Source organism: Streptomyces sp. cmx-4-9, assembly GCF_046548835.1.
Lineage (GTDB): Bacteria > Actinomycetota > Actinomycetes > Streptomycetales > Streptomycetaceae > Streptomyces.
Window position 1 is genome coordinate 1 of record NZ_JAEBEE010000003.1, and the last position, 15,403, is coordinate 15,403.

General features: G+C 73.3%; 13 protein-coding genes. 3 read left to right on the forward strand and 10 right to left on the reverse strand.

Annotated features, from left to right (window positions below; genetic code table 11):
- Positions 1–799: 799 nt before the first annotated feature.
- Complete coding sequence (gene trpS / locus ACLJTM_RS10910) at positions 800–1,798, forward strand: tryptophan--tRNA ligase (protein WP_411103307.1); 999 nt, start codon at positions 800–802, stop codon at positions 1,796–1,798.
- 65 nt (positions 1,799–1,863) lie between these two features.
- Here the strand turns inward: trpS and proC are convergent, their stop codons facing one another.
- From proC to ACLJTM_RS10935, 5 genes are all read right to left on the reverse strand, one after another.
- Complete coding sequence (gene proC / locus ACLJTM_RS10915; protein ID WP_411103308.1) at positions 1,864–2,673, reverse strand: pyrroline-5-carboxylate reductase; 810 nt, start codon at positions 2,671–2,673, stop codon at positions 1,864–1,866.
- A 116-nt stretch (positions 2,674–2,789) separates the two neighbouring features.
- Entirely contained in the window at positions 2,790–3,545 is a 756-nt protein-coding gene (locus tag ACLJTM_RS10920) for an ABC transporter permease (RefSeq protein WP_411103309.1), read from the reverse strand.
- Entirely contained in the window at positions 3,542–4,366 is an 825-nt protein-coding gene (locus ACLJTM_RS10925) for an ABC transporter ATP-binding protein (RefSeq protein ID WP_411103310.1), read from the reverse strand. Before ACLJTM_RS10925 ends, ACLJTM_RS10920 begins: the two co-directional genes overlap by 4 nt.
- Positions 4,367–4,499: 133 nt before the next feature.
- Entirely contained in the window at positions 4,500–5,024 is a 525-nt protein-coding gene (locus tag ACLJTM_RS10930) for a hypothetical protein (protein WP_411103311.1), read from the reverse strand.
- 141 nt (positions 5,025–5,165) lie between these two features.
- Positions 5,166–5,468, reverse strand: a complete 303-nt coding sequence (locus ACLJTM_RS10935; RefSeq protein WP_411103312.1) for a peptidase — start codon at positions 5,466–5,468, stop codon at positions 5,166–5,168.
- 106 nt (positions 5,469–5,574) lie between these two features.
- Here ACLJTM_RS10935 and ACLJTM_RS10940 point away from each other — a divergent pair, with 106 nt between their 5' ends.
- Positions 5,575–7,710 (forward strand): serine/threonine-protein kinase, encoded by a 2,136-nt coding sequence (locus ACLJTM_RS10940; protein WP_411103313.1) that lies wholly within the window; start codon positions 5,575–5,577, stop codon positions 7,708–7,710.
- A gap of 34 nt (positions 7,711–7,744) precedes the next feature.
- Here the strand turns inward: ACLJTM_RS10940 and ilvD are convergent, their stop codons facing one another.
- The 4 genes from ilvD to ACLJTM_RS10960 form a co-directional block, all read right to left on the reverse strand.
- Entirely contained in the window at positions 7,745–9,595 is a 1,851-nt protein-coding gene (gene ilvD, locus ACLJTM_RS10945; protein WP_411103314.1) for a dihydroxy-acid dehydratase, read from the reverse strand.
- A 137-nt stretch (positions 9,596–9,732) separates the two neighbouring features.
- The gene (locus ACLJTM_RS10950) at positions 9,733–10,353 is read right to left on the reverse strand and encodes a TetR family transcriptional regulator (protein WP_411103315.1); all 621 of its coding nucleotides are present in this window, start codon (positions 10,351–10,353) and stop codon (positions 9,733–9,735) included.
- Positions 10,350–11,177: a sugar phosphate isomerase/epimerase family protein gene (locus ACLJTM_RS10955; protein ID WP_411103316.1), complete on the reverse strand. Its 828-nt coding sequence runs from the start codon at positions 11,175–11,177 to the stop codon at positions 10,350–10,352. Before ACLJTM_RS10955 ends, ACLJTM_RS10950 begins: the two co-directional genes overlap by 4 nt.
- A 119-nt stretch (positions 11,178–11,296) precedes the next feature.
- Positions 11,297–12,235, reverse strand: coding sequence for a Ppx/GppA family phosphatase (locus ACLJTM_RS10960; protein WP_411103317.1), 939 nt, complete (start codon positions 12,233–12,235; stop codon positions 11,297–11,299).
- Positions 12,236–12,298: 63 nt separating this feature from the next.
- On the opposite strand from ACLJTM_RS10960, the gene ACLJTM_RS10965 reads away from it, so the two are divergent.
- Positions 12,299–13,339, forward strand: a complete 1,041-nt coding sequence (locus tag ACLJTM_RS10965; RefSeq protein WP_411103318.1) for a hypothetical protein — start codon at positions 12,299–12,301, stop codon at positions 13,337–13,339.
- A gap of 99 nt (positions 13,340–13,438) precedes the next feature.
- On the opposite strand, the gene ACLJTM_RS10970 is transcribed toward ACLJTM_RS10965, so the two are convergent.
- Positions 13,439–15,223, reverse strand: coding sequence for a hypothetical protein (locus ACLJTM_RS10970; protein WP_411103319.1), 1,785 nt, complete (start codon positions 15,221–15,223; stop codon positions 13,439–13,441).
- Between the last annotated feature and the right edge of the window lie 180 nt (positions 15,224–15,403).

The window sequence follows — 15,403 nt, forward strand, 5'->3', positions numbered from 1 at the left end:
TTTTTCAAAGGAACCTCATCCACCGAAATGGACGGGGTATCAACTTCTGGCGTTGATTTTTGGCACGCTGTTGAGTTCTCAAGGAACGGACGCTTCCTTTGTACTCACCCTCTCGGGCTTTCCTCCGGGCTTCGTTCTTCGTTTCCGACTCTATCAGACTCTTTCGTGTCCGATTCCCGGTCGAAGCGGGGTTCGCTTTCCAGGTTTTCGCTTTCGCGTTTCCCTTTCCGGCGAGTCCGACTCTATCAGATCCTTTCGGGCCTGACTCCCAGTCAGCGGGGCTTGCGTTCCGGGCTGTTGGGCCCTTCCGGCGAGTGAGACAGTAGCGGATTCCCGGCTGCCGGACCTAATCGGCGGCCGCGTCCTGGGACACGGATTCCTCATTCGCAAATACGCATGAAAACAGGACGACACAGTGCGTCGTTCGTTCGAATGTGTGGTGCGGAATGGCTGTCCGGGGACCGGCCGGGCCGGCGCTCACTTCGGACAACTCGAAGAACCTTACGGACCGGGCACAAGCGTGTCAACCCCGGGTCGGGCGGCGGCGGACCGGCGGTGTCCGGAACCTCCGGGCGGGTCCGCGTCCCACCGTCTACGCTGTCCCCATGACCACACCCGTGCTCCCGTCCAGTCTTCGTTGGTGGGCCGCCTGACGGCGGCTGACCTTCTGCGCGAGCACGCACGCGCTCCACGGCCGCCGCCTCGGCGGCCGTTCTTGTTTCTCCCCCCGGGGAGTGGCTCGGCCGCCCGGCAGGCGGTACCGGCGCCACTCACACCACACACGTAGGGAGAGCAGGACATGACGAGGATCTTCAGCGGGGTCAAGCCGACCGGGCATCTGACGCTGGGGAACTACCTGGGGGCGGTCCGGCAGTGGGCCGCCGCCGACCAGGGACCGGACGAGGCGCTGTTCTGCGTCGTCGACCTGCACGCGCTGACCGTGGAGCACGATCCCGGGCGCGTACGGCGGCTCACCCGCCAGGCGGCCACACTGCTGCTGGCCTCCGGGCTGGATCCGCAGCGGTGCACCCTCTTCGTGCAGAGCCATGTCGACGAGCACACGCGGCTGGCGTACCTGCTGGAGTGCACCGCCACCGACGGTGAGCTGCGGCGGATGATCCAGTACAAGGAGAAGGCGGCGAAGGCGCTGGCGGCCGGGGAGGGCGTGCGGCTGTCGCTGCTCACCTATCCCGTGCTGATGGCGGCCGACATCCTGGCCTACGGGACACAGGAGGTGCCGGTCGGCGAGGACCAGCGGCAGCACGTCGAGCTGACCCGCGACCTCGCGGTGCGCTTCAACCAGCGCTACGGGCACACCTTCACCGTGCCGCGGGCGACGCATCCGACGGTCGCGGCGCGGGTCATGGACCTCCAGGAGCCGACGTCCAAGATGGGGAAGTCCCACGGGAACGCGGCCGGGATCGTCCATCTGCTCGACGAGCCGGAGGTCGTGGTCAGGAAGGTGATGCGGGCCGTGACCGACAGCGGGGACGGCGGCGTCGTCCACGACCGGGCGGCGCGGCCGGGAGCGGCGAACCTGCTCGACCTGCTGGCCGCCTGCACCGGCGGGGACCCTGTGGAGCTCGCCGGCGGCTACACCGGCTACGGGGCCCTGAAGCGGGACGTCGCCGATGCCGTGGTGGAGCTGCTGCGGCCGGTGCGGGAACGGCATGCCGAACTGGCCGCCGATCCGGGTGCGGTGGAGAAGGTGCTGCGGGAAGGCGCCGGGCGGGCCAGGGAGCTGGCGAGGCCGGTGGTGGACCGGGCGTACCGGGCGATCGGGCTGCTCGCGCCCTGAGGAGCGGGGGCACAGGGGTACGGGTGCCCGCTCGTGCGGGGCCCGTACCCGGCGGCCGGTCGGTGTCAGCTGTTTCCGGAGGCGAGTTCGCGGCTGCGGTCGCGGGCCGCTTCGAGGGCGGCGATCAGGGCCGCCCGGACGCCGTGCTTCTCCAGTTCCACGATCGCGTTGATGGTGGTGCCGGCCGGGGAGGTGACGGCCTCGCGGAGTTTGACGGGGTGCTCGCCGCTGTCGCGGAGCATGACGGCGGCGCCGATGGCGGCCTGCACGATCAGGTCGTGGGCCTGGGCGCGGGGCAGGCCGAGGAGGATGCCCGCGTCGGTCATGGCTTCGACGAGGAAGTAGAAGTAGGCGGGTCCGGAGCCGGAGAGGGCGGTGGCCGCGTCCTGCTGGGACTCCGGGACGCGCAGGGTCTTGCCGACGCCGCCGAAGATCTCCTCGGTGTGCTGGAGGTGGGCGGCGGTGGCGTGGCTGCCGGCCGAGATCACGGACATGGCCTCGTCGACGAGGGCGGGGGTGTTCGTCATGACGCGGACGACGGGGGTGCCTGCGGCGAGCCGCTCCTCGAAGAAGGCGGTGGGGACGCCCGCGGCGCCGCTGATGACCAGGCGGTCGGCCGGGACGTGGGGGGCGAGCTCTTCCAGGAGCTTGCCCATGTCCTGCGGCTTCACGGTGAGGATGAGGGTGTCGGCGCGCTTGGCGGCCTCGGCGTTGCTGACGGCCTCGACGCCGTAGCGGGCGGTGAGTTCCTCGGCGCGTTCCGGGCGGCGCGCGGTGACGAGGAGTTTCGCGGCGGGCCGGCCCCCTCGGATCATCCCGCTGAGCAGGGCCTCGCCGATCTTGCCGGTACCGAGGACCGCGACTGTCTGGGTCATGCCCGATTCACCTCGCCGAACTGTGTTGCACACGTGCTGCGGACAGCGGATACCTCCTCATCCTTGCACCCGGGGGCGTTGCGGCGAGGAGGTGTCCGTCCTGTGGGCGCCGGGCGTCAGGGGGTGCGGCGGCGCAGGGTGGCCGCGCCGAGGGCGAGGACGAGCAGGGCGCAGCCGGCGACGACGGCGGCGTCGCGCACGAACGCGGCGGTCATGTCGGTGTGGGTGAGGACCTGGGTCATGCCGTCGACGGCGTAGGACATGGGCAGGACGTCCGAGAGGGCTTCGAGGACCGGGTGCATGGAGGCGCGGGGGGCGAAGAGGCCGCAGAGCAGCAGCTGGGGGAAGATCACCGCCGGCATGAACTGGACGGCCTGGAACTCGGAGGCGGCGAAGGCGGAGACGAAGAGTCCGAGGGCAGTGCCGAGGAGCGCGTCGAGGAGGGCGACCAGCAGGAGCAGCCAGGGGGAGCCGACGACGTCGAGGCCGAGGACCCACAGGGCGAGGCCGGTGGCGAGGAGGGACTGCAGGACGGACACGGCGCCGAAGGCGAGGGCGTACCCGGCGATCAGGTCGCCTTTGCCGAGGGGCAGGGCGAGGAGGCGTTCGAGGGTGCCGGAGGTGCGTTCGCGCAGGGTGGCGATGGAGGTCACCAGGAACATGGTGATGAGGGGGAAGATCCCGAGAAGGGATGCGCCGATGCTGTCGAAGGTGCGGTCGCTGCCGTGGAAGACGTAGCGCAGCAGGACCAGCATCAGGACGGGGACCAGCAGCATCAGGGCGAGCGAGCGCGGGTCGTGGCGGAGCTGGCGCAGGACGCGGGCGGCGGTGGCCGCGGTGCGGGCGCCGCTGAGGGCGGTGGCGGAGGTCATCGGCTCTGCTCCGGTGCGGTGGCTGCGGCGTGGGCGATGGTGTCGGCGTCGTCGACGAGGCGGAGGAAGCCCTCCTCGACGGTGTCGGAGCGGGTGCGGGTGCGCAGGGCGTCGGGGGTGTCCTGCGCGAGGATGCGGCCTGCGCGCATGAGGAGCAGGTCGTGGCAGCGCTCGGCCTCGTCCATCACGTGGGAGGAGACGAGGATCGTGGCGCCGCGGGTGGCGGTGATCCGGTGGAAGAGGTTCCACAGGTCGCGGCGCAGTACGGGGTCCAGTCCGACGGTGGGTTCGTCGAGGACCAGCAGCTCGGGGGTGCCGAGGAGGGCGACGGCGAGGGAGACGCGGCTGCGCTGGCCTCCGGAGAGGTTCCCGGCGAGGGCGTCGGCGCGGGCGGTGAGGTCGACGTCGGCGACGGCGCGGTCGACGGCTTCGGCGCGGCGGTCGGCGGCGGCCCGGCCGGGGTCGAGGACGGCGGCGAAGTAGGCGAGGTTCTGCCGGACGGTGAGGTCGTCGTAGACGGAGGGCGCCTGGGTGACGTAGCCGATGCGCGCGCGCAGGCCCGGGTGGCCCGCCGGCCGGCCGAGGACGTCGAGGGTGCCGGTGACGCGGGCCTGGGTGCCGACGACGGCGCGCATCAGGGTGGATTTGCCGCAGCCGGAGGGGCCGAGGAGGCCGGTGATGCGGCCGCGGGGGACGTCGAAGGCGAGGGAGTCGAGGACGGTGCGGGGTGCGCGGCCGGTGCCGCGGCGGACGGTCAGGCCGCGGGCGTGCACGGCGGCCGGGGCGGGGGCCGGGACTCCTTCGGCCTGGTTATTCATCATGTGATGAATAATGCTCCTGGCGGTGCCGCGCCGTCAACACGGCCGGACCCGCCGGCCCCGGGCGGGCGGGGCGGGCGGGGCAGGCGGGGCAGGCGGGGCGGGGAAGGGCGGGGAAGGGCGGAAAGGGCGCTGGCTACTTCTTGCGCTTGGGGCGGCGCGCGGCCGGGTTGCCCGTACGGGTGCTGCGGCGGCGGGCGAACTCCGCCGAGGCCCGCTCGTACTCGGCACGGCGCAGCCCCTCCCCCGGGGCCTCGGTGAAGCAGCGCAGGAAGTAGGCGATGAGGGAGCCGATGAAGCCGATCGCCTTGAGGCCCTTGAGGGCGGCCTCGTCCGAGGACGGGCGGGGGCGGCGGGTGAAGGACTCCCAGGTCTTGGCGAAGGCGATCGAACTGGCGATCGCGAAGAGGACGACGACGGAGATGCTCAGGAACGGGCCGACGTCGCCGATCTCCATGCCCTCGTACGCGAACTGCAGCAGGTAGGCGCCCGCCACGGCCGCGGCGAGGTGGCCCAGCGCGGCGCCGACGCGGCGCAGTGCGTAGCCGCCGTCGTGCTCCACCCAGGTCGTCCCGAAGAAGCGGATCGGCTCGGGCTCCGGCCCGGCGGGGGCCGCCGGGGCCGGCGCGGCGGGGGTCTGGTCTCGCTGGTCGTCGCTCACACCGGCGATTATCCCCCGCCGGGGCGGGCCGGCCGGGGGTGTCTCACGTGGCAGAACGGTGACCGTGCCGCGACCGCGCCCACCTCTTGCCCCGGCGGGCGGGCCGCGGGGCGGGTCGGCGCCGGCCGGGCAGGACCTTCGCTACGCGCAGCGGGGGGCGACGTAGCCGTCGCTGCCGGTCTTCACGTAGGCGTCGGACACGAACTCGCCGTTCCCGATGCAGTCCCACAGGTTCGTCGTGCCGTAAGGACCCGAGACGGTCGTGCCGGGGCACTGGCAGCGGACCGAGACGATCGCACCGAGCGGCAGGGTGTCGACGATCGCGTATCCGGTGCCGGGACCGCTGCGGACGTTGACGTTGTAGCCGGGCGCGACCGGGAACCTCTGGACGCCGGATACGGCGGCGAGGCTTTGAACTTGGCCGGAATCGTTCTCAACGGACATGCGAAATCTCCCCCCATGGGTGTTGCACTGCGCAACGCGCGCAGGGTAGCAGGACCTTGGAGATTCGCACGGACCATGGACTAGGCTCCGGCGGGGGTGGTGAGCGGTGCGATCGCGGCGCGCGGACTACGCCGGGTTTCCGGAGTACGCCGGGCAGTACCGGCTCGAATCCGTGCTCGGCTCCGGCGGTATGGGCGTCGTCCACCTGGCCGCCTCCAGCTCGGGGCTGAAACTCGCCGTCAAGGTCGTGCACGCCCAGCACGCGGTGGATCCGGAGTTCCGGGCGCGGTTCCGGCAGGAGGTCGCTGCCGCGAGGCGGGTGAGCGGGGCGTTCACCGCGCCCGTCGTGGACGCCGACCCGGATGCCGAACGGCCTTGGATGGCCACCCTGTTCGTCGATGCGCCGACGCTGTCCGAGCGGGTACGGGAGCGCGTGCTGGACGCCGTTGAGCTGACCCGGCTCGCCGCCGGCCTCGCGGAGGCCCTGCGGGACATCCACCGCGCCGGGGTGGTGCACCGGGACCTGAAGCCGAGCAACGTGCTGATGGCCCCGGACGGGGTGCGGGTCATCGACTTCGGGATCTCGCGCCCGGTCGACAGCGACCTGCGCACCGAGACCGGCAAGCTGATCGGAACCCCGCCGTTCATGGCGCCGGAGCAGTTCCAGCGGCCCCGCGAGGTGGGGCCGGCCGCCGACGTCTTCGCGCTGGGTGCGGTGCTCGTCCACGCGGCGACCGGACACGGGCCCTTCGACTCCGACAGCCACTACCTCGTGGCGTACCAGGTGGTGCACAGCGAGCCCGATCTGGCAGGGCTGCCGGCGCGGCTCGTACCGATCGTGGCCCGTTGCCTCGCCAAGGATCCGGAGGAACGGCCGACCGCGCACGCGCTGATCGCCGAGGTCCGGGCCGTGGCCAGCCCGACCTCCGAGGACACGCAGGCCTTCGTACCGCAGCCGCGCAGACCCGTGCCCGACGAGGAGGACACCCACCGGCAAAACCGGATCGCGGACGCGTCCGCACCTCCCGCCGGGGCCACGGGGCGGCGCCGGCGGGCACGGATCGGGGTCGCCGCGGGTGTCGGGCTGTTGCTCGTGGGCGGGCTGGCCGGCGGGTACGTCCTGCGCGGGACCGACGAGCCCGTCGCGCCGGGGACCACGGCGGCCGCGGCCACGGAGTCCGAGGAGTTCGTGCCCTGGGAGGCGAGGCTGGCCGCGTCAGGAACGCAGGGCCCCACCCCGGCGTGCTCGGGCGGGGGCGACGCCCTCTACTGCTCTGCCCCCGGAGTCGCGGCGGCCCGGCTGGACCCGGCGAACGGTGCGGTGGTGTGGTCCGTGCCGACCGCCGCGCGAGAACCGAGGGGCGACAAGGAAAGGGTGCCCCTGTCCGTGGGCGGGCTCGTGCTGTCGGTGACTCCCGACAGCGGGGCGCTCAAGGCCGTGGACCCCGGTACGGGCTCGGTGCGGTGGGGCCGGGACCTGCCGGGCGGCGCGCGGGTGATCGTCACCGGCGGGAAGGCACTCGTCGTCACGGCGGACGGGAGCGTCAGCGCCATGGACCCGTCCAACGGCGTCCCGCAGTGGACCAAGCAGGTCGGTGGACCGGGGTCCGTGTGGTGGGGCGGCCTTGCGGATTCGTCCCCTCCGGCGCTGTTCGTGGCCGCGTCGAGCAGGAGCACGGCCTCGACCCAGCTGGCGGCAGTGGACCCCGGGAGCGGCGCGGTGCTCTGGCAGATCCGCGCCGAGGGGCGTCTGCGACCCGTGGGAACGGCGCGGGGCGGCATGTACCTCGTGGACAAGGACGCCGAGTCCAAGACCGACGCCGTGGTCCGCGTCGATCTGGCGACGCGCGCCGTGCTCCGCGTCCCGCTGGCATCGCCGCTGTTCGACGCGCAGGCCGCCGTGGCTCCCGACGGGACCGTGTATCTGGTCGGTACCTCCGGTGGGCTGGCGGCGGTCGGGGCGGCCAAGGAGATCTGGCGGCTGGAGACGGGTACGGCCTTCTCCTCCCAACCGGTCTTCGAGGACGGGCGGTTGTACCTGAGCGCGTCGGACGGGCGGCTCCTCGCCGTCGATGCCGCGGCGGGCCGCCTCGTCGGGCAGACCAAGCCCCGGATGGTGACGGGCAAGGACACCTTCAGCGCCACCCTCCCCGCGCCCGTCGTCGCCGGCGGCCGGGTCTACGGGTCCGCGCCCGACGGGACGGTGTTCGCCCTGGACGCGCGGAACCCCGCCGGGTGGTGACGCCGCCCGGCAGGGTTCTCGGTGTGGACGGCGCTCAGCTCAGTCGGCTCACGTCACGCACGGCGCCCTTGTCGGCGCTGGTCGCCATCGCCGCATAGGCGCGCAGGGCCGCGGAGACCTTGCGCTCGCGGTTCTTCGGGGCGTACACCCCGCCCAGCGCCTCGTGGCGGGCCGCCAGCGTCGCCTCGTCCACCAGCAGCTCGATGGACCGGTTCGGGATGTCGATGCGGATCCGGTCCCCGTCCTCGACGACGGCGATGGTGCCGCCCGAGGCCGCCTCGGGGGAGGCGTGGCCGATGGACAGTCCCGAGGTGCCGCCGGAGAAGCGGCCGTCCGTCACCAGGGCGCAGACCTTGCCGAGGCCGCGGCCCTTGAGGAAGGAGGTCGGGTACAGCATCTCCTGCATGCCGGGGCCGCCGCGCGGGCCCTCGTAGCGGATGACGACCACGTCGCCCGCCTTGATCTCCTTGCGGAGGATCTTGTCGACGGCCTCGTCCTGCGACTCGCAGACCACGGCCGGGCCCTCGAACGTCCAGATCGACTCGTCGACACCGGCGGTCTTCACCACACAGCCGTCGACGGCGATGTTGCCGCGCAGCACGGCCAGCCCGCCGTCCTTGGAGTACGCGTGCTGCACCGAGCGGATGCAGCCGCCCTCGGCGTCGAGGTCGAGGGTGTCCCAGCGCTCGGACTGGGAGAAGGCCGAGGCGGAACGCTTGCAGCCGGGGGCGGCGTGCCACAGCTCCATCGCCGTGTCCGAAGCGGTGCCGGAGCGGGCGTCCCACTGCGCCAGCCAGTCCTCCAGGCCGTCGGAGTGCACGGTGGTGACGTTCTTGTTGAGGAGCCCGCCGCGGTGCAGCTCGCCCAGGATGGCGGGGATGCCGCCGGCCCGGTGGATGTCCTCCATGTAGTACGTGCCGCCGGGCGCCACGTTCGGCGCGACCTTCGACAGGCACGGCACGCGGCGCGAGACCTCGTCGATGTCGGTGAGGTCGTAGTCCAGACCGGCTTCCTGCGCCGCTGCGAGCAGGTGCAGGATCGTGTTCGTGGACCCGCCCATGGCGATGTCGAGCGCCATGGCGTTCTCGAAGGCCTCGCGGGTGGCGATGGAGCGCGGCAGGACCGACTCGTCGCCGTCCTCGTAGTACCGCTTGGTGATCTCCACGACCGTCCGGCCGGCGTCCTCGTACAGGGCGCGGCGGGCGGTGTGGGTGGCGAGCACCGAGCCGTTGCCCGGCAGGGCCAGGCCGATGGCCTCGGCGAGGCAGTTCATCGAGTTGGCGGTGAACATGCCCGAACACGACCCGCAGGTCGGACAGGCGTTCTCCTCGATCCGCAGCACGTCCTCGTCGGAGATGTTCTCGTTGGAGGCGTCGACCATGGCGTCGATCAGGTCCAGCTTGCGGACGGTGCCGTCGACGAGGATGGCCTGCCCCGCCTCCATCGGACCGCCGGAGACGAACACGACCGGGATGTTCAGCCGCATCGCGGCCATCAGCATCCCCGGCGTGATCTTGTCGCAGTTCGAGATGCAGATCAGCGCGTCCGCGCAGTGCGCCTCGACCATGTACTCCACGGAGTCCGCGATCAGGTCGCGCGAGGGCAGGGAGTACAGCATCCCGCCGTGCCCCATGGCGATGCCGTCGTCGACGGCGATCGTGTTGAACTCGCGCGGGATCGCGCCCGCGGCCCGGATGGCGTCGGAGACGATCCGGCCGACCGGGGCCAGGTGCGTGTGCCCGGGGACGAACTCGGTGAAGGAGTTGGCCACCGCGATGATCGGCTTGCCGATGTCCTCGCTCGCTACGCCCGACGCGCGCATCAGGGCGCGCGCGCCCGCCATGTTGCGGCCGTGGGTGACGGTACGGGACCGGAGCTCGGGCATCGGGTTCACTCCCCAGAGGTGCGGCTGCGCCGGACGCGGCCGCGACTGTAGTCAGGAATCTGCATACGAGGCTACCGCTCCTCGCCCGGGATGCGGACGGCGAGTCCGGATGCCGGGACGAGAGGGTCAGCCAGCGGTCACTCCTCGGTCAGGTAGCGCTGCAGCGTGGGGGCGACCAGCGCGATGATGTCCTCGGGATCCGCGGACGCGAGGGGCTCCACGCGGACCACGTACCGCAGGATCGCGATGCCGACCATGTGCGAGGCGGCAAGCTCGGCCCGGAAGGTCGGCTCGGGGACGTCGAGGTCGGCGGCGACCTTCTCCAGGACCCGCCGCAGGATCAGCCCGCGCAGCACCTTCGCGGCGGCCTCGTGGGTGAGCGCCGACCGGATGACGGCCAGCATCGGCGCCCGCGTCGCCGGGTTCTCCCAGATCCCCAGGAAATACCTGGCCAGCCGCTCGCCGACGCCGTCCGGGCCGCCTCCGAGGATCGACGGGGCCACCAGCGCGGGCTCCATGTCGATCTCCACGGCCGCGGCGAAGAGGTCGTCCTTGCTGCCGAAGTAGTGGTGCACCAGCGCCGGGTCCACACCGGCCACCTTCGCGATGCCGCGTACGGACGTCTTGTCGTACCCCCGTTCCGCGAACACCTCGCGGGCGGCGAGCCGGATGCGCTCCTGGGTGCCGGGGCCTTCCTCGGCCTCGTCCTGACGGGGCCGTCCGGGACCCCGGCGGCGCGGCTTCGCGGGCTCGGTCACGGGCGGCGGACCCGGGGACGGGCCGCGGTGGCCAGGTGCAGCCGGGTGAAGGCCAGCGCCTCGGCGAGGTCGGCCTCGCGCTCGGCGGAGGACATGGCGCGCCGCGTGTTGACCTCGATGACCACGTGCCCGTCGAAGGAGGTCCGGGCGAGCCGCTCCAGCAGCTCGGCGCAGGGCTGCGTACCGCGCCCGGGCACCAGGTGCTCGTCCTTGGCCGACCCGTTCCCGTCCGCGAGGTGCACGTGCGCGAGCCGGTCGCCCATCCGGTCGATCATCGCCGTGGCGTCGGTCCGGGCCGTCGCGGTGTGCGACAGGTCGACGGTGAAGTGCCGGTAGTCGTCCTTGGTGACGTCCCACTCCGGTGCGTACGCGAGCATCTCGCGGTCGCGGTAGCGCCAGGGGTACATGTTCTCGACGGCGAACCGCACGTCGGTCTCGTCCGCCATCCGCCAGATCCCGGTGACGAAGTCCCGGGAGTACTGCCGCTGCCAGCGGAAGGGCGGGTGCACGACGACGGTCGACGCCCCGAGCCGCTCGGCCGCCGCCCGGGCCCGCTGCAACTTCGTCCACGGATCCGTCGACCACACGCGCTGGGTGATGAGCAGGCAGGGTGCGTGCACGGCGAGGACCGGCACCTGGTGGTGGTCGGACAGCCGCCGCAGTGCGTCCACGTCCTGGCTGACCGGATCCGTCCACACCATGACCTCGACGCCGTCGTACCCGAGGCGCGCGGCGATCTCGAAGGCGGTCGCCGTCGACTCGGGATAGACCGATGCGGTGGAGAGGGCGACTTTCGCGGTGGGTGTGCGGACTGGTTCTGCCACGCAGACAGGTTACGGGCCCCGCGCCCCCGCAGAACGTGACGACCACCACGCAACGGTCAACCCGCCCCCCGCAGGCCCCCGCAGACCCCTGCAGCCCTTCAGCCCCCTCGGCCCCCGCCTCAGCCCGCCACCGTGGGGAGGTGGTCCAGGCGGCGCAGGATGACTCCCTCGCGCAGGGCCCAGGGGCAGATTTCGAGCGCGTCGACCCCGAGGAGGTCCATCGCGCCCTCCGCGACCAGCGCCCCCGCCAGGAGCTGGTGCGCCCGGCCCTCCGAGACGCCCGGCAGGGCCGCCCGCTCGTCGGTGGTCATGGCCGCCAGCCGCGGGACCCACTCCTCCAGGGACTTGCGGGTCAGGTCCCGCTGGACGTACAGGCCGTCCGCCGAGCGGGCCGCCCCCGCCATGCGGGCCAGCTGCTTGAAGGTCTTCGAGGTCGCCACCACGTGATCCGGCGCCCCGAAGCGGTTGAACTCACCGACCGTACGGGCGATCTGCGCCCGCACGTGGCGCCGCAGCGCCCGTACGTCCGCGGCGTCCGGCGGATCGGCGGGGAGCCAGCCCGCCGTGAGGCGGCCGGCGCCCAGCGGCAGGGAGACGGCCGTGTCCGGGTCCTCGTCGATGCCGCACGCGATCTCCAGCGAGCCCCCGCCGATGTCCAGTACGAGGAGCTTGCCGGCCGACCAGCCGAACCACCGGCGGACCGCCAGGAACGTCAGCCGGGCCTCGTCCTCGCCGCTGAGCACGGGCAGGTCGAGACCGGTCTCCCGCTTCACGCGGGCCAGTACCTCGTCCGCGTTCGTGGCCTCGCGGACCGCGCTGGTGGCAAAGGGCAGGACGTCCTCGCACCCCTTGTCCTCCGCGGCCTGCACGGCCTCCGCGAGGACCGAGACCAGCCGCTCCACGCCCTCGGGGGTGACGGCGCCCTGCTCGTCGAGCAGCTGAGCCAACCGCATGTCCACCTTGTGCGAGTGCGCCGGCTGCGGGCGCGCACCGGGGTGCGCGTCCACCACCAGCAGATGGACCGTATTCGAACCCACATCCAGGACACCGAGTCTCATGGGGGCAAACGCTACTGGGAGGAACGCGCGGGGGAAGAGGAAGGGGCCCTTAGGCTTGGCTTTGTGCCACATACGAAGAAGGCAGACAAGACCCGGTCGAAGAAGAACACCGGCGTCCCCCTCGCCCAGACCGGCGCGCACCCCGCGGGCGACGCGCCCCCCGCGGCCGAGCCCGAACCCGAGCCGCAGCCCGAGCCCAGGCGGTCGGCGTCCTCGTCGGAGGCCTCGTCCAGGCCCGATGCCACGTCCTCCGCCACGTCCTCCCCCAAGTCCTCCGCCAAGTCCTCTGCCAAGTCCTCTGCCAAGAACAAGGCAAAGGCGGCCCGGGCCGCCGCCGCACCCGCAGTCCCCGACGAGAAGGGCCTCGACTTCCCCCGGGCCTGGGTGGAGTTCCCGGACCCCGCCGACGACGAGCAGGTCTTCCGCTGCGACCTGACCTGGCTGACTTCCCGCTGGACCTGCATCTTCGGCAGCGGCTGCCAGGGCATCCAGGCGGGCCGGGCCAGCGACGGCTGCTGCACCCTGGGCGCGCACTTCTCCGACGAGGACGACGAGCAGCGCGTCGCGCAGCACGTGTCCCGGCTGACGCCCGAGCTGTGGCAGTTCCACGATGTCGGCAGCGAGTCCGGGTGGACGCAGACCGACGACGACGGGGAGAGGCAGACCCGCCGCTGGGACGGCGCCTGCATCTTCCTGAACCGGCCCGGCTTCCCCGCGGGCGCCGGCTGCTCCCTGCACATCCTGGCCGTACGGGAGGGCAAGGAGCCGCTGGAGACCAAGCCGGACGTCTGCTGGCAGCTGCCCGTCCGGCGCACCTACGACTGGATCGAGCGGCCCGACGACACGCGGGTCCTCCAGGTGACGATCGGCGAGTACGACCGCCGGGGCTGGGGTCCGGGCGGCCACGACCTGCACTGGTGGTGCACCTCGGCGACCTCGGCGCACGGCGCCGGTGACCCGGTGTACCTCACGTACCGCCCCGAGCTGACGGAGCTGATGGGCAAGGAGGCCTACGACGCCCTCGTGGAGCTCTGCGAGGCGCGGCTGGCCTCCCTCCTCCCGATGGCTCCGCACCCGGCCGACCCGGTCCGCCCGGCGCCGTAGGGCCAGGTCGCCTCTCTCGGATCGCGCCGGCTCGGCCGGGGTCGTCCGCGGCGATGTGCCGTGCGGGCCGGGCCGGGCCCCGACACGATCCGACATGGCTTAGGACGGCGCGGACGATCCGCCGTCCCCCGGCTTCGGATCCGTTCCGGGGTCGGGGGAAACCGTTCCGCCTGGTCCCGGCCCCTCCGTGGGCGTCGGGTCGGGCGTCGGCGAAGCCGGCGGCGTCGGCTCCGTGGGGGTCGGGCTCGGCGTGGGCGTCGGCGTCGGGTCCGCCGACGGCGGCTGCGTCGCAGGCGGGGGCCGGGTCGGGTCGGGCGCGGGCCGGCCGCGGCCCCGTACGGAGACCACTGCACCGCCGGGGTCCACCCCCACCCGCGCGCTCCACGCCCCCACGGGCTGGGCTTCGGAGTCCACCACGATCCGCAGGGTGACCGATTCTCCGGGGGCCAGCGTGCCAGCGGTCCGGTCGGCCCGGAGCCAGGGTGCGTCGGACCACAGGCGCCAGTCCACGGGGGCTCCGCCCGAGGCCGTGAGGGTGAGCAGGGTGAGCAGGGTGACGGCCCCCCGGGAGGCCGCCGATACCGTGAGGTGCCCGGGGCCGCCGGGCCGGTCGGGGGTGGCCGGGGCGCCCGTGCTGATCACCTCGACGGAGACGTCGGGGGCGGCGCTGCCGGGGGCGAAGCCGGGGCCGCCGGTGGTGCTGGCGGCGTTGCCTGCGATCTCGTACGCCGTCAGGGGGCGGCCGTCCACCCGCCGCAGCGGGATCTCCGATTCGCTGGCGGAGATCCGTGCGGCCCCGCCGCCGACGGGCTCGCCCGTGTCGGGGGCACCCCGGTACGCGGCCCAGAGGGCGAGGACCGGCGCGGCCACGACGGTGGCGACCACGGTGGTGGTGACGGCCCGGGCCCGGAGCCGGTCCCGTCGGGCCGCACGGTCCTTGGGGTCCATTGGGAAACCGGTGCGGTCGAAACGCGGTCCGGGCCGGCGGCGGCCGCCCGAGCGGAGCATCGCGGCGTGCACCGCGGTGCGGGGCGCCGGGACCAGGGGCAGGGCGGCGGTGTCGAGGCCGCCGGAGCCGGGCCAGGGTGCCGCGGCGCCGAGGCGTTCGGCGACGCGGCGGCAGCGCGGGCAGTCGTCGACGTGCCGGACGAGCTCGGCGCGCAGGGTGGTGGACAGCAGGACTCCGGCGCCGCCGGCCCCGTCCCCGGTGAGGCGGGACACGGCGGGACAGCTGCCGGTCTCGACGACGGCCAGGGCGGCCCGGGTGCGTTCGACCTCGCAGGCGGCGCCGGACAGCAGCTCACGGGCGGCGGCCGGGGCGGTGCCGAGGACGGCGGCGAGCTCGGGGACGCCGAGGCGGTGGCGGACGGCGAGTTCCAGGGCCTCGCGCTGCTCGGGGGTGGTCCCGGCCGCCTCGGGCCAGGCGAGCCGGGCCAGTTCGGTACGCCGGTAGGCACTCACGTCAAGGGCGCGGCGGGCCCCGGGGACGTCCTCGGGCCCCGTGTCACCGCCCGGCGCACCCGGCGCACGGCCCGGCTCCGCGCGCTCCGGCGCGCGCCCGGCGCAGTGCGCTCCCTGCCGAGTGCGCCGCTGCTCGCCGAGGCGGCGCAGGCATCCCCAGCGGGCCAGGGCGTACAGCCAGGCCCGCCGCTCGCCCTCGTCGGGGCAGCGGCCGGGGTGGCGTTCCGCGACGGCGAGGACGTCGCCCAGCACGTCGGTGGCGGTGTCGTGGTCGCACAGGACCGAGAGGCAGTACGTGAACAGGCCGTCGAGGTACGGCTCGTGCCGGAAGGGGGGCGGCTGCTCCCCCTCGCGGGACGCGCGCCCCTGCGCCCGGTGTGCGCCGGTGCGCGATGAGGAGTGTGCCTGGCTGCTGCTGTTCACTCGGCGACCGTAGGCGGCACGCCGGTGGACCCTCGGAAGCCTTGAGCACTTTTAGTCCTTACGGGTGAACAGATCGGTGATGCACTGACGTATGCACTGACGCCCGCCTCTCCGCTGCACTGTCGCCCGCCTCCCCGCGGGCCTCGTGCGGGCCCCGGCACGTCCCGCACCCCCCGCGCG